At 38.9% G+C, this 23980-nt stretch carries 35 protein-coding genes and 1 tRNA gene; 32 read left to right on the top strand and 4 right to left on the bottom strand.

Annotated elements, in window-relative coordinates; translation table 11 throughout:
• Positions 1-51 precede the first annotated feature (51 nt).
• From ACZ5V8_RS01155 to ACZ5V8_RS01305, 31 genes are all read left to right on the top strand, one after another.
• The gene (locus ACZ5V8_RS01155) at positions 52-348 is read left to right on the top strand and encodes a type IIL restriction-modification enzyme MmeI (protein ID WP_464218028.1); all 297 of its coding nucleotides are present in this window, start codon (positions 52-54) and stop codon (positions 346-348) included.
• Positions 338-3004 carry a TrlF family AAA-like ATPase gene (locus tag ACZ5V8_RS01160; protein WP_464218029.1) on the top strand — a complete coding sequence of 889 codons (2667 nt, stop codon included), beginning with the start codon at positions 338-340 and terminating at the stop codon, positions 3002-3004. The genes ACZ5V8_RS01155 and ACZ5V8_RS01160 overlap by 11 nt, the downstream gene beginning before the upstream one ends.
• A gap of 9 nt (positions 3005-3013) precedes the next feature.
• Positions 3014-4150, top strand: coding sequence for a Fic family protein (locus ACZ5V8_RS01165; protein ID WP_464218030.1), 1137 nt, complete (start codon positions 3014-3016; stop codon positions 4148-4150).
• A gap of 621 nt (positions 4151-4771) precedes the next feature.
• Positions 4772-5416 (top strand): 50S ribosomal protein L3, encoded by a 645-nt coding sequence (gene rplC / locus ACZ5V8_RS01170; protein ID WP_464218031.1) that lies wholly within the window; start codon positions 4772-4774, stop codon positions 5414-5416.
• A 14-nt stretch (positions 5417-5430) separates the two neighbouring features.
• Positions 5431-6054: a 50S ribosomal protein L4 gene (gene rplD, locus ACZ5V8_RS01175; protein ID WP_440616872.1), complete on the top strand. Its 624-nt coding sequence runs from the start codon at positions 5431-5433 to the stop codon at positions 6052-6054.
• A complete protein-coding gene (gene rplW / locus ACZ5V8_RS01180; RefSeq protein WP_151192904.1) occupies positions 6051-6347 on the top strand; it encodes a 50S ribosomal protein L23 in 297 nt (98 codons plus the stop codon). Before rplD ends, rplW begins: the two co-directional genes overlap by 4 nt.
• A gap of 17 nt (positions 6348-6364) precedes the next feature.
• Positions 6365-7189, top strand: coding sequence for a 50S ribosomal protein L2 (gene rplB / locus ACZ5V8_RS01185; protein ID WP_440616898.1), 825 nt, complete (start codon positions 6365-6367; stop codon positions 7187-7189).
• Positions 7190-7205: 16 nt separating this feature from the next.
• Positions 7206-7484, top strand: a complete 279-nt coding sequence (gene rpsS / locus ACZ5V8_RS01190; protein WP_117001410.1) for a 30S ribosomal protein S19 — start codon at positions 7206-7208, stop codon at positions 7482-7484.
• A 12-nt stretch (positions 7485-7496) separates the two neighbouring features.
• Complete coding sequence (gene rplV / locus ACZ5V8_RS01195) at positions 7497-7832, top strand: 50S ribosomal protein L22 (protein WP_119328266.1); 336 nt, start codon at positions 7497-7499, stop codon at positions 7830-7832.
• A gap of 10 nt (positions 7833-7842) precedes the next feature.
• Positions 7843-8544 carry a 30S ribosomal protein S3 gene (rpsC, locus tag ACZ5V8_RS01200; protein ID WP_117001408.1) on the top strand — a complete coding sequence of 234 codons (702 nt, stop codon included), beginning with the start codon at positions 7843-7845 and terminating at the stop codon, positions 8542-8544.
• Positions 8544-8957: a 50S ribosomal protein L16 gene (gene rplP, locus ACZ5V8_RS01205; RefSeq protein ID WP_464218032.1), complete on the top strand. Its 414-nt coding sequence runs from the start codon at positions 8544-8546 to the stop codon at positions 8955-8957. Before rpsC ends, rplP begins: the two co-directional genes overlap by 1 nt.
• Positions 8957-9166, top strand: a complete 210-nt coding sequence (gene rpmC, locus ACZ5V8_RS01210; protein WP_117001406.1) for a 50S ribosomal protein L29 — start codon at positions 8957-8959, stop codon at positions 9164-9166. Before rplP ends, rpmC begins: the two co-directional genes overlap by 1 nt.
• 2 nt (positions 9167-9168) lie before the next feature.
• Positions 9169-9420 carry a 30S ribosomal protein S17 gene (gene rpsQ / locus ACZ5V8_RS01215; protein ID WP_192484762.1) on the top strand — a complete coding sequence of 84 codons (252 nt, stop codon included), beginning with the start codon at positions 9169-9171 and terminating at the stop codon, positions 9418-9420.
• Between the two features lie 139 nt (positions 9421-9559).
• Positions 9560-9928, top strand: coding sequence for a 50S ribosomal protein L14 (gene rplN, locus ACZ5V8_RS01220; RefSeq protein ID WP_192484761.1), 369 nt, complete (start codon positions 9560-9562; stop codon positions 9926-9928).
• A gap of 18 nt (positions 9929-9946) precedes the next feature.
• Positions 9947-10270 carry a 50S ribosomal protein L24 gene (gene rplX / locus ACZ5V8_RS01225; RefSeq protein WP_117001403.1) on the top strand — a complete coding sequence of 108 codons (324 nt, stop codon included), beginning with the start codon at positions 9947-9949 and terminating at the stop codon, positions 10268-10270.
• Between the two features lie 10 nt (positions 10271-10280).
• The gene (gene rplE / locus ACZ5V8_RS01230; protein WP_440616880.1) at positions 10281-10820 is read left to right on the top strand and encodes a 50S ribosomal protein L5; all 540 of its coding nucleotides are present in this window, start codon (positions 10281-10283) and stop codon (positions 10818-10820) included.
• A gap of 14 nt (positions 10821-10834) precedes the next feature.
• Positions 10835-11140, top strand: a complete 306-nt coding sequence (gene rpsN, locus ACZ5V8_RS01235; protein ID WP_464218033.1) for a 30S ribosomal protein S14 — start codon at positions 10835-10837, stop codon at positions 11138-11140.
• Between the two features lie 17 nt (positions 11141-11157).
• Complete coding sequence (gene rpsH, locus ACZ5V8_RS01240; protein ID WP_464218034.1) at positions 11158-11550, top strand: 30S ribosomal protein S8; 393 nt, start codon at positions 11158-11160, stop codon at positions 11548-11550.
• Between the two features lie 15 nt (positions 11551-11565).
• On the top strand, positions 11566-12102 hold the full coding sequence (rplF, locus tag ACZ5V8_RS01245) for a 50S ribosomal protein L6 (protein WP_464218035.1): 537 nt from the start codon (positions 11566-11568) through the stop codon (positions 12100-12102).
• A gap of 11 nt (positions 12103-12113) precedes the next feature.
• On the top strand, positions 12114-12467 hold the full coding sequence (rplR, locus tag ACZ5V8_RS01250) for a 50S ribosomal protein L18 (RefSeq protein WP_192484756.1): 354 nt from the start codon (positions 12114-12116) through the stop codon (positions 12465-12467).
• Positions 12468-12483: 16 nt separating this feature from the next.
• Positions 12484-12984 (top strand): 30S ribosomal protein S5, encoded by a 501-nt coding sequence (gene rpsE, locus ACZ5V8_RS01255; protein WP_192484755.1) that lies wholly within the window; start codon positions 12484-12486, stop codon positions 12982-12984.
• A gap of 5 nt (positions 12985-12989) precedes the next feature.
• A complete protein-coding gene (gene rpmD / locus ACZ5V8_RS01260) occupies positions 12990-13175 on the top strand; it encodes a 50S ribosomal protein L30 (protein ID WP_117001396.1) in 186 nt (61 codons plus the stop codon).
• 5 nt (positions 13176-13180) lie between these two features.
• Positions 13181-13612 carry a 50S ribosomal protein L15 gene (rplO, locus tag ACZ5V8_RS01265; RefSeq protein ID WP_440616887.1) on the top strand — a complete coding sequence of 144 codons (432 nt, stop codon included), beginning with the start codon at positions 13181-13183 and terminating at the stop codon, positions 13610-13612.
• A gap of 7 nt (positions 13613-13619) precedes the next feature.
• On the top strand, positions 13620-14951 hold the full coding sequence (gene secY, locus ACZ5V8_RS01270; protein WP_440616889.1) for a preprotein translocase subunit SecY: 1332 nt from the start codon (positions 13620-13622) through the stop codon (positions 14949-14951).
• Between the two features lie 24 nt (positions 14952-14975).
• The gene (gene rpmJ, locus ACZ5V8_RS01275) at positions 14976-15089 is read left to right on the top strand and encodes a 50S ribosomal protein L36 (protein WP_440616890.1); all 114 of its coding nucleotides are present in this window, start codon (positions 14976-14978) and stop codon (positions 15087-15089) included.
• A gap of 109 nt (positions 15090-15198) precedes the next feature.
• Positions 15199-15555: a 30S ribosomal protein S13 gene (rpsM, locus tag ACZ5V8_RS01280; RefSeq protein ID WP_464218036.1), complete on the top strand. Its 357-nt coding sequence runs from the start codon at positions 15199-15201 to the stop codon at positions 15553-15555.
• Positions 15556-15585: 30 nt separating this feature from the next.
• Entirely contained in the window at positions 15586-15972 is a 387-nt protein-coding gene (gene rpsK, locus ACZ5V8_RS01285) for a 30S ribosomal protein S11 (protein WP_464218037.1), read from the top strand.
• A gap of 18 nt (positions 15973-15990) precedes the next feature.
• Complete coding sequence (rpsD, locus tag ACZ5V8_RS01290; protein WP_440616893.1) at positions 15991-16611, top strand: 30S ribosomal protein S4; 621 nt, start codon at positions 15991-15993, stop codon at positions 16609-16611.
• 21 nt (positions 16612-16632) lie between these two features.
• Positions 16633-17607 (top strand): DNA-directed RNA polymerase subunit alpha, encoded by a 975-nt coding sequence (locus ACZ5V8_RS01295; protein WP_464218038.1) that lies wholly within the window; start codon positions 16633-16635, stop codon positions 17605-17607.
• 29 nt (positions 17608-17636) lie between these two features.
• Positions 17637-18080, top strand: coding sequence for a 50S ribosomal protein L17 (rplQ, locus tag ACZ5V8_RS01300; protein WP_464218039.1), 444 nt, complete (start codon positions 17637-17639; stop codon positions 18078-18080).
• Positions 18081-18243: 163 nt separating this feature from the next.
• Positions 18244-18319 (top strand) — tRNA-Lys (locus ACZ5V8_RS01305).
• Here ACZ5V8_RS01305 and ACZ5V8_RS01310 read toward each other — a convergent pair.
• Together ACZ5V8_RS01310 and ACZ5V8_RS01315 are read right to left on the bottom strand one after the other, a co-directional pair.
• Positions 18320-19495, bottom strand: a complete 1176-nt coding sequence (locus ACZ5V8_RS01310; RefSeq protein WP_464218040.1) for an MFS transporter — start codon at positions 19493-19495, stop codon at positions 18320-18322. It lies immediately after the preceding tRNA gene.
• Between the two features lie 163 nt (positions 19496-19658).
• Entirely contained in the window at positions 19659-20384 is a 726-nt protein-coding gene (locus ACZ5V8_RS01315) for a hypothetical protein (protein WP_464218041.1), read from the bottom strand.
• Between the two features lie 129 nt (positions 20385-20513).
• On the opposite strand from ACZ5V8_RS01315, the gene ACZ5V8_RS01320 reads away from it, so the two are divergent.
• The gene (locus ACZ5V8_RS01320) at positions 20514-21791 is read left to right on the top strand and encodes an MFS transporter (protein WP_464218042.1); all 1278 of its coding nucleotides are present in this window, start codon (positions 20514-20516) and stop codon (positions 21789-21791) included.
• 218 nt (positions 21792-22009) lie between these two features.
• On the opposite strand, the gene ACZ5V8_RS01325 is transcribed toward ACZ5V8_RS01320, so the two are convergent.
• Positions 22010-22315 carry a hypothetical protein gene (locus tag ACZ5V8_RS01325; RefSeq protein WP_464218043.1) on the bottom strand — a complete coding sequence of 102 codons (306 nt, stop codon included), beginning with the start codon at positions 22313-22315 and terminating at the stop codon, positions 22010-22012.
• A gap of 73 nt (positions 22316-22388) precedes the next feature.
• The gene (locus tag ACZ5V8_RS01330) at positions 22389-23936 is read right to left on the bottom strand and encodes an APC family permease (RefSeq protein ID WP_464218044.1); all 1548 of its coding nucleotides are present in this window, start codon (positions 23934-23936) and stop codon (positions 22389-22391) included.
• Positions 23937-23980 lie beyond the last annotated feature (44 nt).

A 23980-nucleotide genomic window follows, 5' to 3' on the forward strand; every position in this document is an offset into this window, starting at 1 on the left:
ATATTGATTATAATGCTTGTCAAAATGGAGTATGAGAACACTTAAGCGATTATGATTAGTGCGTTTAAAATTGAAGAAAATATTCATGGTCTTGTCAGTAACATAACACACGCAAGCTTTGTGTTTAATGTTTTAAATACGTGGGATACCTATGTTGGTAAAACCCTCGCCCAGCTATATGACCCTGATAAAATGCCTGATAACTTACGTGCGGCACATCACGCTATGGATGAAGCCATTGACCGCTGTTATCGTGAAACACCATTTGAAAGTGATGAGGAACGCTTGGCATATTTGTTTAAGCTGTATGAGAAGATGACAGCGGGGGAGAAGAAAAATGCAAAATAATGGTAGTATTTGGAGAAAGTGGGATTTGCATATTCATACCCCAGCCTCAATTAATCAAAGTTACGGTGGAGATAATGGTTGGGACTCTTTTATAAATAGCTTAGAAGGCTTACCTCAAGATGTGAAAGTTATTGGCATTACCGATTATTACTTTATTGATGGGTATGAGAAAGTAATGTCATATAAAAATAATGGCAGATTAGCAAATATAGAAAAAATATTTCCGATATTGGAATTTAGAATTGATACTTTTGGAAGTGGTAATGAAAACAACCTCCAAAAGATTAATTTACATATACTCTTTGATTTAGATGAGAATGATTTAGGTAAAGAGATCAAGAAGGTCAAAGATGAGTTTATAAGGTGTATCAATTTATCAGGCTTAGATAAACATAAAACCAAATGCTTATCTAAAGATCACTTCATTTCACAAGGAAACAATAATTTACAAAATGGTTTTGCAAATATTATACCATCGACAAAACAGGTGTTAGATATTGTAGGATCTGATGCATGGAAAGATAAAGTTTTCTTATTCTTAGGGTATAAAGAATGGAATAATCTAGATAAAAACAATCAAATTCAGGATACGAAAAAAGATTTATTTAATAAAGCAAATGCTTTTTTATCGGCTGGAGAAATATTAAGTTTTGATAAAAAAAATAGAAAGATGAATATCTTTGGCAACAAGCCATTACTACATTCATTAGATATACACGATTTTGATAAGCTAAATAAAAATTATAGTTGTAATACTTGGATAAAAGCAGATCCTACTTTTGAAGGCTTAAAACAGATTGTTCAAGAACCAGAGGATAGAGTAAAAATACAAGAAATAAAACCAGATGATAATAAAACGGCATATAGCGTTATTAAAGCTATTCATTTTAATTCTGATACTGCAGATTTTAACAAAGGACAGATAAATTTTAATCCAAATTTAAATACTATTATTGGTGGTCGTTCTACAGGTAAATCAACGTTACTTCAAGTTCTTGCATGTAAATTAGAGGTACTAAAAGAGAACATAGAGCGTATTAAAAATATTGCCGATAGTGTATCTATAGAGTGGCTTGATGGAGAAACTGATCATCAAGATAGACAAGTTGAATATTTTCCACAATCTTATATGCACGATATCGTCGAAGATGATAACAAAAGAAAAAAAATAGTAGAAAATATTATTGGTAAGGAGCAATTAGAATCATATGAAAAATTTATAGCTGCTAATCAGTTAGATATAAAGAAAGATATATCTAAATTGCTTGAAGAAGATGGTAGATTTAAAGAAATTACACAGAAAATTCATGAAATTGGCAATGAAAAAGCAATAGGAAAAGAAATTTCAGAATTGAATCAGAAAATCGCCTATCTAATGGAAGAAAACAAGTTTACAGAAACTGAAAAAAATAAATTTGAAAGTCTTAAAAATCAACTTGATGATGCAAATATAAAGAAGCGTGAGATAGAGTCAGATATTGAGTGCCTACAAAATTATAATAAGAAGTTAATTAGTTTTGAGTATAACTATGACCTATTAGAGCTTTCGGATAAAAATAGGGAGCTAATATCTAGAGCTTGCTCGAGATTTTTAAAAGTATTTGAAAACAGATGGAAGAAATTAATTACAAGGAAAATAGGTAAGTTAGACAAGCAGAGAAATACTCACACACATACAGTATCAAACATTGAAAAAGATGTAGATTATAAAAAAGGCTTAGAATTTCTAAAGCAAAACACAACCCTAAAAGAGTTAAGTGATAAACTTAAGCAAGAAGAAGAAAAGCTTGAAGAGCTCAAAAAACTAGAAAAAACAAAGAAAGTATATTCAGCTCAGCTTGATAAGCTAAAAGATAATATTGTCAAAAAAAATAATCAGTTTGAATCCAAAATTGAGGATTTAAAAAATCAATTCAAATCTAAAAAAACAAATGATGTCGAAATAAAGATTCAATCAGCAAAAGTATCTAAAGATGATATTTTTGCTGATTTGCCTAGAAGCATAAATAAACAAGCAAAAGGGATTCAAACTTATATCAATAACTTTTATGAAAATTATCATGATGATAAACAAAAACATATCAAAGATTTTATTTCAAAAGTTTTAAATGATTATTTTAAAATCAATGCTCATAGTGACAAGACAAAGCTATTAGAATCTGTTCTTACAACAAATCCATACCAATATAAATATGATCTAATATATCAAGGGGACAATTTTGAAAGTATGTCAGAAGGTAAAAGAGCCTTTGTTATACTCAAATTGCTTTTAGAGTATAGTGATAGAAAGTGCCCAATTTTAATAGATCAGCCGGAAGATAGTTTAGATAATAGGGCTATTTACAATGAATTAGTTGCATATATAAAGGACAAGAAAAAGGATAGGCAAATAATCATAGTGACTCATAATGCAAATTTAGTAGTTAATGCTGACTCTGAGCAAATAATAGTTGCAAATCAACATGGAGTTGAGGCAGCAAACTCAAATGGTGCAAAATTTTCATATAAATCAGGATCGCTCGAGAATACTGAAAAGAATAAAAAAGGATATTTTTTAGATCAGAAGAACATTAAAGAGCATATTTGTGAAGTGCTTGAAGGTGGAGAAGAAGCGTTTAAAAAAAGAAATGATAGATATTTGATAATTAAGGGTTAAGACAACAATATGAACCTAAAAGACTTCAAATCGGGCACATTAAAACAAGAATATCAATACAAAAGCTTTTTGCCTGAGAAAATTAATCACACCTTTACTTGGGATGATCCGCAAATCAATACCATGTTAGAGGATGCGACACGCGCTTTGGGTGAGCTAAATGCGTTTACGATGATTGTGCCAAATGTTGATATGTTTATCCAAATGCACATTACCAAAGAAGCAAATACCTCGAGTAAAATCGAGGGTACTAAAACTGAAATGGATGAGGTGCTTGTTGCCAAAGAGCAAATTGATCCAGAAAAGCGAGATGACTGGCAGGAGGTGAGAAATTATATCGATGCGATGAATTATGCAATCAAGGAGCTTGAGACGCTACCAATATCTACACGATTGATTAAATACATTCATGCTGTGTTACTCAACAGTGTGCGTGGTGAGACAAAAGAGCCGGGAGAATTTAGGAAATCTCAAAACTGGATAGGGGGTGCAAGTTTAGCCAGTGCCTATTTTATCCCGCCGCATCATCGCGAAGTTATTGATCTGATGAGTGATTTGGAAAAGTTTCTGCATAATGAGGCTATTTTTGTGCCGCACTTGATTAAAATTGCGATTGCCCACTATCAGTTTGAAACCATTCATCCTTTCTTAGACGGCAACGGTCGCATTGGTAGGTTACTAATCACACTTTATTTGGTGAGTAATGGGTTGTTAAAAAAGCCGTCTTTGTATTTATCGGACTTTATTGAAAAAAATAAATCAGCCTACTATGAAGCGCTTACTAGAGTTAGAACCGATCACGATCTAACGCATTGGCTTAAGTTCTTCCTTGAAGCAGTGATTGTTACCGCTAACAGTGGCGTGGAAACCTTTCGGAGTCTTTTGATGCTAAAACAAGAAATGGATACACAGATCGTAGGATTTGGTAAAAAAGCGCATAATGCAAGCAAGTTGATCGAATTTTTATATCAAAAACCTATTATATCGGTCGGTGATATCATTGAGCCTCTGGGTGTGAGTAAACAAACAGCAAGCATTTTAGTCAAAGAGTTTGAGCAAAAAAATATTCTCAAAGAAATTACAGGATATGAGCGTAATAAACTTTTTGTTTTTGATAGGTATTTAATGATCTATGGTAAAACTTGAGGTTCTAAATTTAACTAAGGAATTTTATAGTCAGAGTTAGCGCTTCAAACTTGACTAAGGAATTTTATAGTCAGAGTTAACGCCTCAAACTTGACTAAGGATTTCTATAGTTCGAGTTAAGGCGCTAAACCGAACTAAGGATTCTTATAGTTCAAGTTAGCGTGCCAGACCGAACTAAGGGTTCTGTAGCCTATGTTGAAGTCAGCTGTGCAGTCTCATTTTGATGATTTTTAATTTGATTCAATTCGGTTAACAAACTAATTGCAATCACGCTGTTGATGTTTAAACCAGTATGCGTTAGAATGCGCTACTATTTTCCTGTGCTCAGGCGGCTTTGGTGCGCGCTGAAGAGGTGGAAAATGCTGATTTTAGGCGGTTTTTAGCGTCTTTTTTGCGAGTTGTTTTAAGTTATCTTCAAACGGGGTTTTGGAGGTGAGTTAAAGGAGCTTGTCCTTGGGTAAGTGAAAGATTTTACAGTGAAAGCTGTGAAAAATTGCCAAAGCAGTATCGCCTTAATAGATAAAGGTGGCGTTTTGGTTGAAGCTGCGTCAGCAGTAAAAATAAGTGTTTCGTGGTCAATTGTAATCGCGGAAGTAAATAATAATAAAATGAGGATAAAAGATGTCTTTAGGTATCGTAGGTCGCAAATGCGGCATGACTCGTGTCTTTACTGAAGATGGAACATCTATCCCTGTAACGGTTATTCACGTGGAGCCAAACACGGTTACACAAGTAAAAACTACTGATACAGATGGATATAGCTCTATTCAGGTAACAACAGGTCTTAAAAAGCGCTCTCGTCTAAACAAAGCGGAAGCTGGTCATTTTGCTAAGGCAAATGTTGAACCAGGTCGTGGTTTATGGGAGTTTCGTCTAAGTGCAGAACAAGTTGCAGAATATGAAGCTGGTAAAACAGTTGATGTTTCTATGTTTGAAGCTGGTCAAAAAGTAGATGTAACAGGCACTTCTAAAGGTAAAGGTTTCCAAGGTGGTGTTAAGCGTCATAATTTTAGAACGCAAGATGCAACGCATGGTAATTCCCTGTCTCATCGTGTGCATGGTTCAACAGGTCAAAACCAAACCCCAGGGCGTGTTTTCAAGAATAAGAAAATGGCAGGTCATATGGGTAATGTTCAAACCACTATGCAAACTCTTGAAGTTGTTAAAGTAGATGTTGAAAACGGTTTGTTGTTACTAAAAGGCGGCATTCCTGGCGCAACAGGCGGTGATGTTGTCGTAACACCTGCTATCAAAGTTAAAGCTTAAGAGGGGAATTGCACGTGGATTTAAATATTAAAACATTGGCTGGTGAAAACACTGGCGTGCTGAATGTGGCAGATAGTGTATTCTCTAAAGACTATAACGAAGCGTTGGTTCATCAGGTCGTTGTGGCTTATATGGCTGGCGCGCGTCAAGGTACAAAAGCACAGAAAACACGCTCTGAAGTATCAGGTGGTGGTGCTAAGCCTTGGAGACAAAAAGGAACAGGGCGTGCGCGTGCTGGTACTATTCGTTCTCCAATCTGGCGTAAAGGTGGTGTTACATTTGCTGCTAAACCTCGTAGCTATGAGCAAAAAGTTAACCGCAAAATGTATCGTGCAGCAATTCAGTCTATTTTGTCTGAGCTGTTAAGAAGTGATCGTCTGCTAGCGGTTGAAGGCTTTAAGCTTGAAACGCCAAAAACAAAAGAATTCGTCCAGTTGTTAAAGCAGTTAGATGTCAGAGAAGCTTTGATTGTTGTAAGCCCTGAAGAGTTTACTGAAGAGCTATACCTTGCTTCAAGAAACATTAAGAATGTAGCTGTTGTTGATTCGCATGAAATCAATCCTGTTGCGTTAATGTGCTTTGACAAAGTAATTATGACTCAAGAAGCAGTTAAGCAAGTTGAGGAGCGTTTAGTATGAATCAAGAAAGATTGCTTAAGGTGTTGCTAAGCCCGCATGTGACAAACAAAGCATATGAGGCCGCTGAGCGTGCTTCTTATGTTGTTTTTAAAGTCGCGACGGATGCAACTAAGAAAGAAATTAAAAAAGCAGTTGAGATGCTTTTTGAAGTACAAGTTGAAGATGTGAAAACTGTCAACGTTAAAGGTAAAGCGCGCCGTTTTGGTCGTATTGAAGGTAGAACTAAAGACTGGAAGAAAGCCTATATTAGACTTCAAGAAGGTCATGACATCAATTTTATTGGTGCTGAATAAGTTAGCGGTGAGGATAGATAATGAAAATAGTTAAAGCAAAACCAACCTCTCCTGGTCGTCGCTTTGTTGTTCAGATCCAAAACCCTGAGCTTCACAAAGGTAGACCTTTTGCTGGATTAGTTGAGAGTAAGTCTAAAAACGCAGGTCGTAACAACCAAGGTCGTATTACTGTTCGTCATCAAGGTGGCGGTCACAAGCAAAACTACCGTGTTATTGACTTTAAGCGTGTTAAAGATGGTATTCCTGCTAAAGTTGAACGTATCGAGTATGATCCAAATCGTACAGCAAATATCGCATTATTGTTGTACAAAGATGGTGAAAGAAGATACATGATTGCACCAAAAGGCTTAACGGCTGGTATGGAAGTTATTTCTGGTGAGCATGTCTCAATCAAGCCGGGTAACTGTATGCCAATTCGTAACATCCCGCTTGGTACGGTTGTTCATAACGTTGAGTTAAAGCCTGGCAAGGGTGCGCAAATGGCGCGTTCTGCTGGAACTTCAGTTCAAGTTGTTGGTAAAGATAATGCTTATGCGATCGTGCGCTTGCGTTCAGGTGAGATGCGCAAAGTATTATTGGGTTGTCGCGCGGTGATTGGAACTGTTTCTAATTCTGAGCATAACTTAAGATCAATCGGTAAAGCAGGTGCTAATCGTTGGCGTGGTATTCGTCCTACTGTACGTGGTGTTGCGATGAACCCAGTTGATCACCCGCATGGTGGTGGTGAAGGTCGTACTTCTGGTGGTCGTCATCCTGTAACGCCTTGGGGTGTGAAAACTAAAGGTAAGAAAACACGTACAAATAAGCGTTCTAACAAGCTAATTGTACAAAGACGTAAATAATTAAAGGGAGAATACTGTGGCTCGTTCATTAAAGAAAGGACCTTTTGTAGATCATCACCTATTAAAGAAAGTGTTTGATGCGCAAGAGTCTAATTCAAAAAAGCCAATCAAAACTTGGTCTAGAAGATCAATGATTGTGCCAGATATGATTGGTTTAACAATCGCTGTGCATAATGGTCATCAGCATGTTCCAGTTCTTGTAACTGAAAACATGATTGGGCACAAGTTAGGCGAGTTTGCTGTGACACGTAACTACCGTGGTCATGCAGCAGATAAAAAAGCTAAGAAAAAATAATTGAGGTTTTCAATGGAAGTTCAAGCTAAATTAAAACATGCGCGAATTTCAGCTCAAAAAGCACGCTTGGTCGCTGACCAAATCCGTGGTTTGCCAGTTGAAAGAGCGTTAAACCTTCTTTCTTTTAGCAATAAAAAAGCTGCTGAATTGATCAAAGGTGTCTTAACGTCGGCTATCGCTAACGCTGAGCATAACGATGGGTTGGATATTGATGAACTGTATGTTTCTACAGTACACGTTGATGAAGGTTCAACCATGAAGCGTTTTGAAGCTCGCGCTAAAGGTCGTGGTAATCGTATTTTAAAACGCACTTCTCACGTTACTGTGAAAGTGGCAGAAAAAAATTAAGGGGCACTAAATGGGTCAGAAGGTTCATCCTACCGGTATACGCCTAGGTTTTATTAAAGACTGGCGTTCAGTATGGTATGCAGATGCAAAAGATTATGCAGATAAGTTAAACTCTGATATTGAGGTTCGTAACTATCTTCATAAGAAACTAGCCAATGCTTCAGTAAGTAAAATCAAGATCGAGCGTCCAGCGCAAAATGCTAAAGTGACTATTTTCACTGCGCGTCCTGGTATCGTGATTGGTAAGAAAGGTGAAGACGTTGAAGTGTTACGCAATGAGTTAACCAAGAAAATGGGCGTTCCTGTTCAGGTGAATATCGAAGAAATTCGTAAGCCAGAGCTAGATGCTCAATTGGTTGCTGATGGTATTGCGCAGCAATTAGAAAAGCGCGTTATGTTCCGTCGTGCAATGAAGCGTGCAATTCAAACAGCAATGAAAATGGGCGCTGAAGGTATTAAGGTATCGATCGCTGGTCGTTTAGGTGGTGCGGAAATCGCGCGTACTGAATGGGCAAAAGAAGGTCGTATTCCACTTCATACATTCCGTGCTGATATTGATTATGCAACATCTGAAGCTTTAACAACTTACGGTATCCTAGGTGTTAAAGTATGGATATTCAAAGGTGAAGTTCTTCCAGGTCAAGAGCGTAAAGTTGACGCAGCGACTGAAGATAAAGCACCAAAGAAAGCAAAAAGAAGAGGGGCTAAATAATGTTACAGCCTAAGCGTACTAAATTCCGTAAACAGCAAAAATTGCGTAACCGTGGTCTTGCTTTGCGTGGCAATAAAGTCAGTTTTGGTGAGTATGGTTTGCAAGCGACTGCTCGTGGTCGTATGACAGCTCGTCAAATTGAAGCAGGTCGTCGTGCAATTAACCGTCACATTCGTCGTGGTGGTAAAGTGTGGATTCGCGTTTTCCCAGACAAGCCGATTACTGAGAAGCCATTAGAAGTTCGTATGGGTAAAGGTAAAGGTAACGTTGAGTACTGGGTAGCACAAATCAAGCCAGGCAAGATGCTTTATGAAATCCAAGGTGTGACGGAAGAAATGGCTAGAGCCGCTTTTGCGCGTGCCGCGGCTAAGCTTCCTTTTGCAACTACATTCGCAGAAAAGACGGTGATGTAATGAAAGCTATTGAAAAAATAAAAGAATTAAAAGCAAAATCAGCTGAAGAGTTGAAAGCGCATAAGATTGATTTGTTAAAAGAGCAGTTCAACTTGCGTATGCAAAAAGGAACTGGGCAATTAACAAAAAATCATATGTTTAAAAACATTCGTCGTGATATTGCTCGCATTAATACGATTTTGTCTGAAAAACAAAAAGTGGGTAACTAAAGATGAGTGATAAAATAAGAACGTTACTTGGTAAAGTAACTAGCGATAAGATGGATAAAACGATCACTGTCGTTGTGGATCGTAAGGTTAAGCATCCGCTATATGGTAAGTTCGTAACTAAATCGACTAAATACCATGCGCATGACGAAACAAACGAGTGCAACGAAGGTGATACGGTTGAGATCACTGAAACAAGACCTTACTCAAAAACTAAAAAGTGGCGTTTGGTTTCAATCGTAGAGCGTGCAAAATAATAAAAATGTAATGATAAACAGTTTGTGTAAAGCGCTTATTCTTTGCGCAAATTGTCAAATTGCAATTTTGATTTTTGTTGTTATAATAGTGCGGCTTTTGACGCCACTATTTAGAAATTGACGTAAGTGAGGTATAAAAATGATTCAGATGCAAACTGAACTTCAAGTTGCTGATAATAGTGGCGCTCGTAGGGTAGAATGTATCAAGGTGTTGGGTGGTTCTCATCGCAGATACGCAAGTGTTGGTGATGTGATTAAAGTGACTGTTAAAGAAGCGAACCCACGCGGTAAGGTAAAAAAAGGAAGTGTACACAGTGCAGTTGTGGTTAGAACAGCGAAAGGTGTTCGCCGTCGCGACGGTTCTGTTTTGCGCTTTGATGGTAATGCTGTTGTTCTTTTGAATAACAACAACCAACCTATTGGTACGCGTATATTCGGTCCTGTGACACGTGAGCTACGTAGTGAACAATTTATGAAGATTGTTTCACTTGCCCCTGAAGTGTTATAAGTTGGAGTATAACAGAGAATGAATAGACTGAAGAAAGGCGATGACGTTGTAATTATCGCTGGTAAAGACAAAGGTCGTAGAGGAACAATAGTCACTGTGCTTTCTGAAGAGAACCGTGTAGTGGTGGAAGGTGTTAATCTTGTCAAGAAACATGTAAAGCCTAACCCAAATAAAGGGGTTGAGGGTGGCATTATCGAGAAAGAAGCATCTATTCACGCATCTAATGTTGCTTTATATAACCCTGCTACAAAAAAAGCTGATCGTGTTGGCGTTAAATTTGTAGAAGATGGTAATAAAAAAGTTCGCTATTTTAAATCAAATGGCGAATTAGTAGATCTATAGGTAGTAAAATATGGCAAGGCTAAAAGCTTTCTATCAAGAAAAAGTAGTTCCACAGCTTAAAGATGAGCTAGGTGTAGCTAATGTGATGGAGATTCCACGCATTACTAAAATCACGCTTAATATGGGTGTTGGTGAAGCTGCAAAAGATAAAAAAGCGTTAGAGCACGCGGTAAGAGACTTAGAAGCAATTGCAGGTCAAAAAGCTGTGATTACTAAAACAAGAAAATCTATCGCTGGCTTTAAGATTCGTGATGGTTGGCCAATTGGCGCAAAGGTAACTTTGCGTGGCGAACGTATGTATGAGTTCTTAGATCGTTTGGTATCGATTGCAATCCCTCGTGTCCGCGATTTCCGTGGCTTAAACCCTAAATCATTTGATGGTCGTGGTAATTACAGTATGGGTATGCGCGAGCAAATCGCTTTTCCAGAAATTGATTACGACAAAGTTGATAGTATCCGTGGTTTAGATATCACGATTACGACAACAGCTAAGAGTAATGAACACGGTAGAGCGCTGTTGACAGCGTTTAACTTCCCGCTGAAATCTTAAGGAGTAACCTTACAATGGCAAAAGTTGGAATGGTCCAAAGAGAATTAAAACGACAAAGACTAGTTGCTAAATATGCTCAAAAAAGAGCTGAGCTTAAAGCAATTATTCTAAGTCCAGATGCCACTGATGATGAGAAGTGGGATGCGCAAATTAAATTGCAAAAGCTTCCAGTGAATTCATCTCCTTCACGTTTACAAGCACGCTGCCGTATTACTGGTAGACCGCATGCTGTTTACAAGAAGTTCGGTTTGTGCCGTAATAAGTTGCGTGAGCACGCAATGGTTGGTGATGTTCCTGGCTTGAAAAAAGCTAGCTGGTAATAGAAGGATTAAATTTTATGAGTATGCAAGATCCTATTGCAGATATGCTAACAAGAATTAGAAACGGTCTGTCTGCACATAAGACAACGGTTTCTATGCCTTTATCAAAGAAGAAAAAAGCAATTGCTGAACTTCTTGTTGAAGAAGGTTTTATCAAGAGCGTTGGTGTTTCTGAAGAAAGTAATGGTACGCTTAGTGTTGAGCTTAAGTATCATCAGGGTCAACCTGTAATCGAAATGCTTAAGCGTGTAAGTCGCCCTGGTCTTCGTATTTACAAGACAGCAGCTGAACTTCCTAAAGTTCACGGTGGCTTTGGTGTGGCTGTGATTTCAACTTCTAAAGGTCTGATGAGCGACAGAAAAGCGCGTTCAGAAGGTGTTGGTGGTGAAATAATTTGCTACGTAGCATAAAACAGGAGATTTTTAATGTCTAGAGTTGGTAAAAAGCCTGTTGCTATTCCTAGCGGTGTTACAGTTACAGTAGCAAATGATAACCTTGTTACCGTTAAGGGTGCCAAAGGCGAACTAGTTAAAAAAATTAATAATGCAGTGACGATTGAAGTTGCAGATAAAATTATCAACATTAAACCAAATGATGAGTCTAAAACTGCAGTTATGCAATCAGGCACTGCGCGCTCAGTGATTAACAACATGGTCGTTGGTGTTAGTCAGGGCTTTGAGAAAAAGTTGCAGTTGGTAGGTGTTGGTTACCGTGCTAAAGCGCAAGGTAGCAGCGTAAACTTAACGCTTGGCTTTTCTCATCCAGTTGATCATGCGTTGCCGCAAGGTGTGACAGCTGAGACACCTTCACAAACTGAAATTGTTTTGAAGAGTGCGAACAAAGAGCTACTTGGTAAAGTTGCAGCAGATATCCGTGCTTATCGTCAACCTGAAGCTTATAAAGGCAAAGGTGTTCGTTATGCGGATGAAAGAGTAATCACCAAAGAAGCTAAGAAAAAATAAGTGAGTAGAATATGAATAAGAAAATTGCTCGTTTACGTCGTGCAAAACGTACACGCATTAAGCTCAAAGAGCTAAATCAAGTTCGTTTATGCATACATAGAACACCTAAGCATATGTATGCTCAAATTATTTCTGGCGATGGTAATCAAGTTTTAGCGCAAGCTTCAACACTTGAGCAAGCTGTGAAAGGCGATTGTTCTTACACTGGGAACGTTGCTGCAGCCACAGTTGTTGGTAAGGTAATTGCACAGCGCGCTGTTGAAAAAGGCATTGAGCAGGTTGCTTTTGACCGTTCAGGCTTTAGATATCACGGTCGCGTAAAAGCGCTAGCTGATTCAGCTAGAGAAAATGGTTTGAAATTTTAATTAAAGGCGACTGATAATGGCAGATAATATGCAAAAAACTGACGGCTTGATCGAGAAGTTAGTCAGCGTAAAAAGACATGCCAAAACAGTTAAAGGCGGCAGAATCATGAGCTTTGCTGCTTTAGTTGTTGTTGGTGATGGAAATGGTCGAGTCGGTATTGGTAGAGGTAAATCTCGTGAAGTACCTGTGGCAATCCAAAAAGCAATGGAAAACGCACGTCGCAATATGGAAACGGTTAACTTAAATGGTGATACTTTATGGTACCCAACAACCGCTAACCATGGTGCGTCTAAAGTATTCATGCAGCCAGCATCTCAAGGTACAGGTATTATTGCCGGTGGTGCGATGCGTGCAGTATTTGAAGTGGTAGGTGTTCATAACGTATTAGCTAAGACTTATGGTTCCACTAACCCAATCAACGTTGTTCGTGCAACTATCAATGGTTTAAGCAGCCTTAAATCTCCTGAGGAGATTGCAGAGAAGCGTGGCTTAAGCGTTGAAGCAATTCAAGGGTAAGTACGATGACTGATAATAAGACTTTTAAAGTAACGTTGACGAAAAGCCTGATTGGCCGCCAAGCGTCACACAAAGCGTGTGCAAGCGGTCTAGGTTTACGTAAAATTCGCCAAAGTGTAGAAGTGATTGATACGCCTGCTAATCGTGGTATGGCAAACAAGATCAACTACATGGTGAAGATAGAGGGGTAATTTCAATGAGATTAAATACAATTTCTCCAGCGCCAGGCTCAAAGCCTGCTGCAAAGCGCCTTGGACGTGGTATCGGTAGTGGTCTTGGTAAGACTTCTGGTCGTGGTCACAAAGGTCAAAAAGCACGCTCTGGTGGTTACCATAAAGTTGGTTTTGAAGGCGGTCAAATGCCTTTACAAAGAAGACTACCTAAATTTGGTTTTACTTCACAAAAAGCAAGATATGTTGCTGAAATCAGATTGCATGAACTAAATGTAATTGAAGCAGATGTAGTGACTTTGGATGTGTTAAAGCAGTCAGGTCTTATACGTAAAGATATGCTTGAAGCGCGTATTATTGCAAGTGGTGAAATCAATAAACCAGTTACTATTAATGGTTTGCATTGCACAAAAGGTGCAAAGGCAGCTATTGAATCTGCTGGTGGTAAGGTAGAGTAATATTGCTATGGCAACACAAAATCTTAAAAAAGGTGGCGGACTTAAAGAATTAAGACAACGCCTTCTTTTTGTCTTATTAGGCATTATTGTCTTTAGACTAGGTGTCTATATCCCAATCCCATACATTGATGCTGATCAGTTGAGCAAGTTAATGTCAGCGCAATACGCTGGTGGCAATGGGCTTTTGAGCATGTTTAACATGTTCTCAGGTGGCGCACTTGAAAAGTTAAGTATCTTCGCATTAGGTGTTATGCCTTATATCTCAGCGTCGATTATTTTCCAGATGATGAGCGCGGTTTCACCAAAGCTGATGGAGCTCAAAAAAGAAGGGGAATCAGGGCAGAAGAAAATAACGCAATACACAAGATATGCAACTTTGGCGCTCGCGTTAGTGCAATCATTTGGTATCGCAGTTTATACGTTCAATCAGCCTGGACTCGTGGATATTGACTCAAGATTTTTGTTTTATTTTGCCGCAATTATCTCAATGACAACAGGTAGTATGTTTTTGATGTGGTTGGGTGAGCAAATGACTGAGCGTGGTATTGGTAATGGTATCTCATTACTAATCTTCTCTGGTATTGTTGCTAACCTGCCATTTGAAATTAGCACGACTATTTCACAAGCCAATCAAGGTGCAATTTCATATCTCACGGTTTGGGTGTTGCTAGTTATCTTACTAGCGGTTGTTGCTTTTGTTGTTTTTGTCGAACGTGCTCAACGTCGTATTACGGTTAACTATGCTAAACGTCAGCAAGGTCGTAAGATGATGGCGCCACAAACAAGTCATTTACCATTAAAACTAAATATGGCGGGTGTGATTCCGCCTATTTTCGCATCATCTATTTTGATGGTTCCTGGGATGCTTTCTAATTGGTTTGCATCTTCACCGTCATTAGGATGGTTGGCTGAAATTGGTGAAGCGCTTCAACCAGGTAGCTTGCTGTATACATTGATTTTTGCAGCAGCGATTATTTTCTTTTGTTTCTTCTATACGGCGCTTGTTTTCAACCCGAAAGAAACAGCAGATAATCTCAAGCGTTCTGGTGCTTTTATTACTGGGGTTAGACCTGGTGAGCAAACAGCAAAATATATTGACTCGGTCATGAGTAAGTTAACACTTATTGGTTCGATCTATATTACCGCAATTTGTTTAATGCCAATTTTCATCATGAACTTTTTTGGTCATGGGTTGTCGTTTACATTTGGTGGAACATCACTATTGATCGTCGTGGTTGTGATCATGGATTTCATGGCGCAAGTGCAATCACATATGATGTCAACTCAGTATGACTCACTGTTGAAGAAAGCCAATTTGAGTAATTACGGTAAATTATAATTTTAACAAGAATGAGGTAATCAGATGAAAGTCAGAGCTTCTGTGAAGAAGATGTGTAGAAACTGTAAAGTGATCAAACGTAATCGTGTGGTTCGTGTGATCTGTAGTGATCCAAGACACAAACAGCGTCAAGGTTAATAATTAAGCATGGCGGCTTGCTTTTTCATAAAAAAAGCGTTATATTCGTCCGCCGTGCCAAATTAACTAATAATTTTAAGATATTAATAAAGTAAATGGAGTATTGTAAATGGCTCGTATAGCTGGGATTAACGTTCCTGATCATAAGCATGCTGATGTTGCCTTAACAGCGATTTATGGTATTGGGCGTCCACGCGCAATTAAAATGTGTGCTGCGTGTAACATTGAATCAAGCAACAAAATCAAAGACTTGACAGAAGAGCAGATCGAGTTATTGAGAAGTGAAGTTGCCAAATTTACAGTGGAAGGTGATCTTCGTCGTGAAGTATCAATGAACATTAAGCGTTTAATGGATCTAGGTACTTATCGTGGTCGTAGACATCGCCGTAATCTTCCTGTAAGAGGTCAGCGTACTAAGACGAATGCTCGTACGCGTAAAGGACCAAGAAAGCCAATTAGGGCATAAGTACAATTATAACAAATAGGAATCAAACTTATGGCAAAAGCTGTAAAGCCTAAGAAGAAAATCAAGAAGAGCGTTCCGGATGCGATTGCGCATATCCACGCTTCTTTTAACAACACGATTATCACTATTACGGATCGTCAAGGTAATGCGTTGTCTTGGGCGACTTCTGGCGGTAGTGGTTTTAGAGGTTCTCGTAAGAGTACACCTTTTGCAGCACAGGTTGCCGCTGAAAAAGCAGGTGATGTTGCACTTGAGTATGGTGTGAAAAACGTAGATGTTCTTGTGAAAGGTCCAGGACCAGGTCGCGAGTCTGCGGTACGCGCTTTAAATGCAAAAGGCTTCAAAGTGACGAGCATTACGGATGTAACACCGTTACCGCATAACGGTTGCCGTCCTCCGAAAAAACGTCGTGTATAAGATTTTAAGGTAAGTAAAATGGCTAGATACTTAGGACCTAAGTGTAAGCTTTCTCGTAGAGAAGGTACTGATCTTCAGCTAAAAAGCGGTGTAAGATCAATCGAAGAAAAATGTAAAATTAACACGCAGCCTGGTCAACACGGTGCAAAAAGAGCGCGCCTATCTGACTACGGTTTACAATTGCGTGAAAAGCAGAAAGTGCGCCGTATTTATGGTGTGCTTGAGAATCAATTTAAGCGTTATTATGTTGAAGCAGCAAGACGCAAAGGCAATACAGGTGCAAATCTTTTAGAGCTTTTAGAAGGTCGTTTGGACAATGTTGTTTTCCGTATGGGCTTTGGTTCAACACGTGCAGAAGCACGTCAGTTAGTGACGCACAAAGGCATTTTGGTTAATGGCAAGGCATGTAATATCCCTTCATATGCTTTACAAGCAGGTGACGTTGTTGCCGTTCGTGAAAAATCTAAGAAGCAATTGCGTATCCAAAGTGCATTAGAGCTTTCTAAGCAGCGCGGTACTTTATCTTGGATTGAAGTAGACGAAACAAAGCTTGAAGGTGCTTTTAAGTCTAAGCCAGAGCGTGCTGAATTATCTGCTGATATCAATGAGCAGTTGATTGTCGAATTGTACTCTAAATAATAAATAAACGGAGAGCAGTTAATGCATACTTGTCCAACTGAAGCTTACAAACCACAAATTGGCAGTGTTACTGAGGTTAAACATAACCACTTTAAAGTGGTTGTTGAGCCATTAGCTGTTGGTTTTGGTCATGTAATGGGAAATGCTCTCAGAAGAATTTTATTATCTTCTATCCCTGGCTCTGCAGTAACAGAAGCGCAAATTGAAGGCGCTTTACATGAATATTGCACCGTCGAAGGTGTACAAGAAGATGTTGTAGAAATTCTGCTTAATCTAAAAAAGTTGGCTATTAGTTTACAAGATGAAACAGAAGAAGCGTATTTGACAATCACCAAAGCAGGTCCTTCAAAGCTGTTAGCGAAAGATCTTGAAGTCAGTGGTAATGTTAAAGTATCAGATCCAAATTATGTGATTGCTAACTTGAATGAAGGTGGCAAGCTTAATATGTCGCTAAAAGTGACCAAGGGTCGTGGATTTGTGCCATCAACGGTTTATACACAAGCAGCAGTTGAAGAATTGTTGGTTGGCTATATTCCACTAGATGCGGCTTATAATCCTGTTTTAGATGTTTCTTTTACCGTTTCAGCTTTAGATAATAATAGCGAGAAATTAGAAATTTATATGCGTACTAAAGGTACGATTAAGCCTGAGGTGGCAATTGAATTAGCGATGACTTATTTTTATGAGCAGATCGCTGTGTTTGTAGATTTAAAAGCACCATTAGGTCGTAAGTCTGCACAAGATGCCCCTGAAATCGATCCTTTATTGCTTAGACCTGTTGAAGACTTAGAATTAACAGTAAGATCAGCGAACTGTCTAAAAGCTCAGAATATTCGTTATTTGGGTGATTTAGTACAATTTCCTGAATCAGACTTAATGCGCATTCCAAATTTGGGGCGTAAGTCTTTGAATGAAATAAAAGCTGTGTTAGCTGAAAGAGGCCTTTCTTTAGGTGTCAGAATTGACAACTGGCCGCCAGAGCAGCTTAGTAAGTAATATATAATTTTAACTAGAAGGAAATTACTATGCGTCATCGTAAGAGTGGTCGTAAGTTTAATAGAACAAGCAGCCATCGCAAGGCGATGTTTAGAAATATGTCAGCGTCATTGTTAAAGCATGAGCTGATTAAAACAACTTTGCCTAAAGCAAAAGAGTTAAGAGGTTTTATTGAGCCTTTAATTACGCTTGCAAAGCGTGAAGTTGAGCTGCGCAAATCAACAACTGATTACGACAATAATGAGTTCAAAGGTCAAGTAGTAGCTTTAAGACGTCAAGCTTTTAATTACCTACGTAATAAAGAAGCGGTTAAGAAGCTATTTGAAGAAATCGGACCACGTTATGAAGCTTGTCCAGGTGGTTATACCCGCGTACTTAAGTGTGGTTTCCGCTTTGGTGATAAAGCACCTATGGCATTTATCGAGCTAGTTGATCGTCCACAAGTAGAAGTTGAAGAAGTAGCGGAAGCTTAATCTATAACTTTTATCACTACACTATCAAAACCTGCATCTGCAGGTTTTTTCATATCTAAAAAGCTCATTTCTGATTCTGAAAAGAGTATATATAAGAAGCGCTAGAATTAATTGAAAAAAGCCCTTGCAATAAGGGGTTTAGCCGTTATAATAGCTCCTCGTCGGGTCGTTAGCTCAGTTGGTAGAGCAGTTGGCTTTTAACCAATTGGTCGCAGGTTCGAATCCTGCACGACCCACCATCAAGATTGATTATATCTTTTTAGAAAAATCCCTGAAATTATATTGATAGCGATGAATGCAATAAGTATCAGACTAAATTGCAGTGCGCTGTTTCCAGGTAAATAACCCATAATAATGACTGCTAGCATTGCTGAACCCATATTCATAAAACTCATCATTGACGAAGCAGATGCCTTATCACTAATGGCAGATGAAGCAAATAGTGTCGCACAGGGAAACAAGAGTCCGCTGAAATAATACAATACTACGCAAATAACAAAGAACACTAATGCCCCAGTGTTAAGTGCTATGCTAAGATAAAGCGATATTGCGCCAATAAAAATAATAGCAATGGCAAACATAATAATCTTATTGGCATCAAATCGATGCAGAATGCGTGGTGCGGTTAAGCCGCTGATCAGTGTGCCAGCTAGGGCGATTAAATTCCAGTAGCCATACTCGCTAGGTGTCAAATGCAGCATGTGTTGCGCGATCATTGGTGCCGCTGCCGCGTAGCCATAAGATACTGTTGAACATAAGCCAATAATTAAAGCGTAATGACGTAAACGATGATTTTTAAGTGCATGGGCGTATCTTTGGGCAATGGTTATCGGATGCAATGAGTGCTTTTCTTGCAATGTTTCATCGAATAAGAACGTTGATAAATAGGCGAGCGCGCCATGAATAAACAAGATAAAGAAAAGATCCTGCCACTGTAAGTATTGCGTGACAACACCACCGAGGGTGACGGCAAAACCGATACCAAGCATAAAAGAAAGCATGGAGTATGATATCGCTTTCTTTGCTTGCGTTTCATCTAGCAACTCATTGACTAATGTAAAAGTGCATGCCAACCCTGCAGAAGAGCCAAGTGCGGTAATAACCCGACCTAAAAGTAACAAGCTATAGCTAGATAGAATATTGGTTGCCGCAATATAGCATATAACCAAACCGATTAAGTTAATGACAAAACCAAAGCGAATGGCTTTGAGTCTGCCAAAACGATTGGCAAGGGGGGCATAAATCAGCTGACCAAAAACATAGCCAAATAAAAAAATACCGACAAACCATGAAAGGCTTGAACTATCAAGTGCGTAAAATTTACCAATCTGCGGCAATGCAGGTGTCAGCATAACTGCAGATACTGAAGCGATGGATAGATAGCTTAACAGTATGGCGATTTTATAAGTTTTCATATAATGTCCTGAGTATGATTTGCTCAGAATTGTATGCGCAATACTTTAAATTAACAATATCTGGAAATATTGACACAGGTTAAGTTGGATTAAACAATGAGCTGTTTTGTGATTTATGGGTGGTATAAATATATGGTGGTAGATAAGGCGGATACGGTATGAATTAGTCTGATGGCGTGCCATAAATACGTTGCTTGGCAAGTGCTTCACCCATTGGGAATTGATAGCGCAAACCAAGGCTAAATGTTTGAATAGGGAGCGGTTTGGAATTGTCATTATCAATTGTCGCATTACCAAAGGAACGTAAATAACTTGTTGATAGGCTTAAGCTTCTCGTTAACTGAACATCCATGGCTAAGCGCATGGCAGGTTGAAAGCCAGATAGTGTCCCGTCACTGGCAATGGGTGTGCTAAAACCACTTAAATTGGCTTTGTAAGTTTGATTTAAAAAGGCAGTGCCTCCTGCAGCTGAGAAGCTTAAACGACTAAACGGCTGATATTTTAAACCCAGCAATATCGGCACATACAGTGAGCGTTCAATCTTAAAGCTGCCATTTGCGGTTGCTGATGTCAGTGTGTTAGTGGTTGTGGCGGTACTGTCGTATAAGGCGCTGGTAAAGCCAATGCCAAGCATTGTCTCTAGTGATAGGTGATAACCTAGATCAGCACCAAGTCCGGCAAGTACACTCGCGCCAAAGGCGTTGGAGCTTTTGCCATTAGTGGCTGTTGTATGATTGGGTAGGGAGAATTGATTCCAATCAAGTGAACTTGGGCTATTGGCATAACCGCCATTGACATCAACAAAACCATAAGACAATGTTTCATAAGCGTAACTGGTAACTGAGCTTGCACATAAAGCTAAACCCAATATTGATATTATTTTCTTCATATAGGTCTTTATTACCTTAGTTTTTCATCATCCTAACTTAAGCTTAGCCTATAAGTTCCCAAAAAGAGAGATATCTCAACATAAAAATATACTTCTTTTGCCAAAAAAGGACTGTTAATATGATGACTTATGTCTAAAAAAGAAGAAACAGAAAAACACATGTCAATAAAAAATATCAAAGGCTATGCTTGGATTGTTATTGTTCTTAGTTCATTTTTATTATTTTATAAATATATTGCATTGGTCTTCCCAAGTCTGATTGCCGGAGACATTAAGTTGCATTTTGGTATTAACTCGGCACAAATGGGCTTCTTATCGGCAGTTTTTCTGTATTGTGTCCTGTTTGTTCAGCCATTTGCTGGTTTGCTTCTGGATCGTTTTGGTTGTCGTAATGTTAGTACGGTATCATTGCTTATCAGTGCGTTTGGTATCTTGCTGTTTGCAGCATCTAATCATATTGCTTTTGCGTTTATTGGTCGTTTGATGATGGGGCTAGGTGTTGCGTTTGCCACGGTAAGTTATATGAAAGCAGCGGCAACATGGTTTGATGAAAAAGGTTTTTCTGTTGCTAGTAGTTTATTGTTAACGGCGGCAATGACTGGTGCGGTTGTTGGGCAGGCGCCCTTATCTGCTTTATTTAATCGTGTTGGTTGGCAAGAGGGTCTGTATTACTGTGCAATCATCGGTGTGATTTTTGCCATTGTATACTGGCTTATTGTGCGTGATGACCCAAAAGAGGGGCATGTTAATTTGGCGGAGGAGCAAGCGGCTGAGAATGAACAAAAGAATATTTTAAAGATGATTAAAAAGGTCATCAGCTCACGTAATAACTGGCTGCTTATGGCGTATTCTGGATTAATCTTTACGACGATTGATGCCTTTGGCGGGCTATGGGGTAATAGCTTCTTTGTCCAGAAATATGCACTAACAACGACACAAGCTAGTTACTTTATTTCGTGTATTTTTATTGGTATGGGCATTGGCGCGCCAATTATGGGGAAATTGTCGGTTAAGATCCGCTGTGTGCCGATTATGTTTTGCTGCACATTGATTGGTTTTGTGTCTTTGCTGGCTATTTTGTATTTGCATTTAAATGTAACCTTTTTAGTTATTGCCTGCCTTGTCTATGGCATTGTAACGAGCTCATTTATGTTGGTCTTTGTGGTTGGTCGCAAGGTAAATCCTTTATGGGTGATGGCGACTGCTGTGGCACTGATCAACACCGGAGAGCCTATATTTGGTGGCACCTTTGAAGGGCTTGTTGGCATGATTTTAGATCACTTGCAACCGGATGTCTTAGGTGCAAACTATAGTGTGTCAAGCTATGAAGTGGCCTTTAGTATTCTGCCTGCAAGTATTATCTTAGCACTATTGACCTTATGTTTTGTACGTGAACGGAAGTGCTAAAAACCTTATTTATTGAGCAAAGGCTAAATATTCACTCACAAGTGCTCACCGTACCCTGAGGGTAAGTCGAAGCGATGCACTGAGCATCAATCGAAGCGGTGCACTGAGCGTTAGTCGAAGTGTGGTAAGCTTGGAAAAATCACACTTCATAGAGGCTTCGACTTACGCTCAGCCAGCGTTTACACAATCAAAGTGGGCTGGAATATGGTCATAGCAGTTTATTGACTCATAAAATCTTGGCGTTGTTGAGATATCTCTTGCTGTGTTTGCCATGTGCTAGGTTCACTTTGATTCTTTTGAGATACGTCACCTTGGTTATCATCAATGGTAGTCACTAAACCATATTGCGTATTATAAGTTTTTGTTTTAAAGCCTGCTTTTTGTAAAGCAATTGCCGAGCTTGTCGCAACAACGGTATTAACCGTGGCATAGGTCATTGCCTTATCAAAGTTTGCATCAGCATAGCCTGAGCCAGTCATCATAAAGGTAAGACCAATAAGGATAGATATAATGTGTTGACGCATAAATAAGCCTTGTCACTTAAGGGTAAGATTAAGTTTAGTGATTTGACGCTCAGTTGTCTATGCGCTGGAGAAATTACTGATGGTTTCTTTGATTAACCATGACAATATAAGCTAGAGTATAAGCAATTAAGAATGCTGCTAAGGTATATAAATGACCAAATGATTTGATATCGACTAAATAACTAAATGGCACACTGATTGCTAAATAAAAGAAAATTGACCAAGAAGAGCAGAGTGATTTCCATATTTTGCTCATGTCATTTTTGTAGTAGCTTAAGGAGTAGACAATAAATAAAATAATATGCGCAATAAGTGCTAACAGGACGGCTTTCATCGATGCTTGTATCATCAAATAAGACACAACCAGAAAGATGACATAGCTTAATGATAAGCCAAAAGGTACTTTAAATGCGCGCTCAGCTTGAGGCTCAGACTTCCGTAAGCGTGCCAATGCGACAGGAATAGCAACGCATGAAATTAGCTGAAACACGGTAACCATGATCATGATGTTTTGCCAGTTTTTAGAGAAAAACACCATAATGACGCCAATGATAAAGACAGTAATTAATGAACGTCTTGATAGATTGTATTTAGCAATAATACGATCAAAGAATGAAGGCAGTTGACCATCTTGTGACATGCCAGTGATCATGCGTGAGCTTGAGCCCATATAAAGCGCTCCTGTGCCTGATGGGCTAATGGCTGAATCTGCATATAGCACCCAAATCATTGCGACATTAACGCCAATTAAACCAAGAAGTTGTGCCAATGGTGATGAGAAAATAGGTAAATTTTGCCAACCATGCTCAAGATACTTGGTTGGCATGGCACCGATAAAGGCAAACTGCAGAATGAGATAGACAACCAGACAGATAAGGACACAACCAATTAGTGCTAACGGAATATTGCGCTTTGGGTTTTTAAGCTCGGCACCAAATACTGCAATCATGCCAAAGCCATAAAAAGAATAAAAAATGCCACCAGTAACCACAGTGGCAATTGCGCCACCAATCATGCCACCCATAGATTGATGAAAGCCGCTTAATGAGAAGTTGGATGCATGAAACTCACCATGCCATCCTGCATAGACAATGATAATGATGCCAGTTGCAAGTGGTACAATAAGCTTAAATAACGTAATAACATTATTTACTTTAGACAGGATCTGTAATCCCCAAAAGTTTATCAAACCATATACAACAATCAAAAGTACAACATATAGCTCACCAGTTAATGACAAGTCTTTGCCTGCCATAAGACTTGGGTAGATACCACTAAGATATTGAATAGTTGCTGAAGCTTCAGATGGGATTACCAGAATCAGTCCCATTAGATTTGAAATGGCGACAACAAACCCATAGTCAGTATTCTTATGTGATAGTGTGAGAATGCGTGCGAAAAAAGCGCGCTCTTTAAACATTGTTGCGGTCTCAGCCAATAGCAAAGCCAAGATTAATGCTAAGACTGCACCAATTATCCAAGATAGAAATGCCATTGAACCTACTGCTCTTGCGGCATTGTAAGATGCGAAAAGCCAGCCACTGCCAATAATACAACCAACGCCAATGGCGATGGCAGAAAATAAAGCTGGTGATTTCATATTATCTGTATTAACAGCCATAAAAATTCCTCCCCTAAGTATTTATTCAAAAATACATCATTATG

The sequence above is a fragment of the Cysteiniphilum sp. GTC20157 genome (assembly GCF_055396795.1).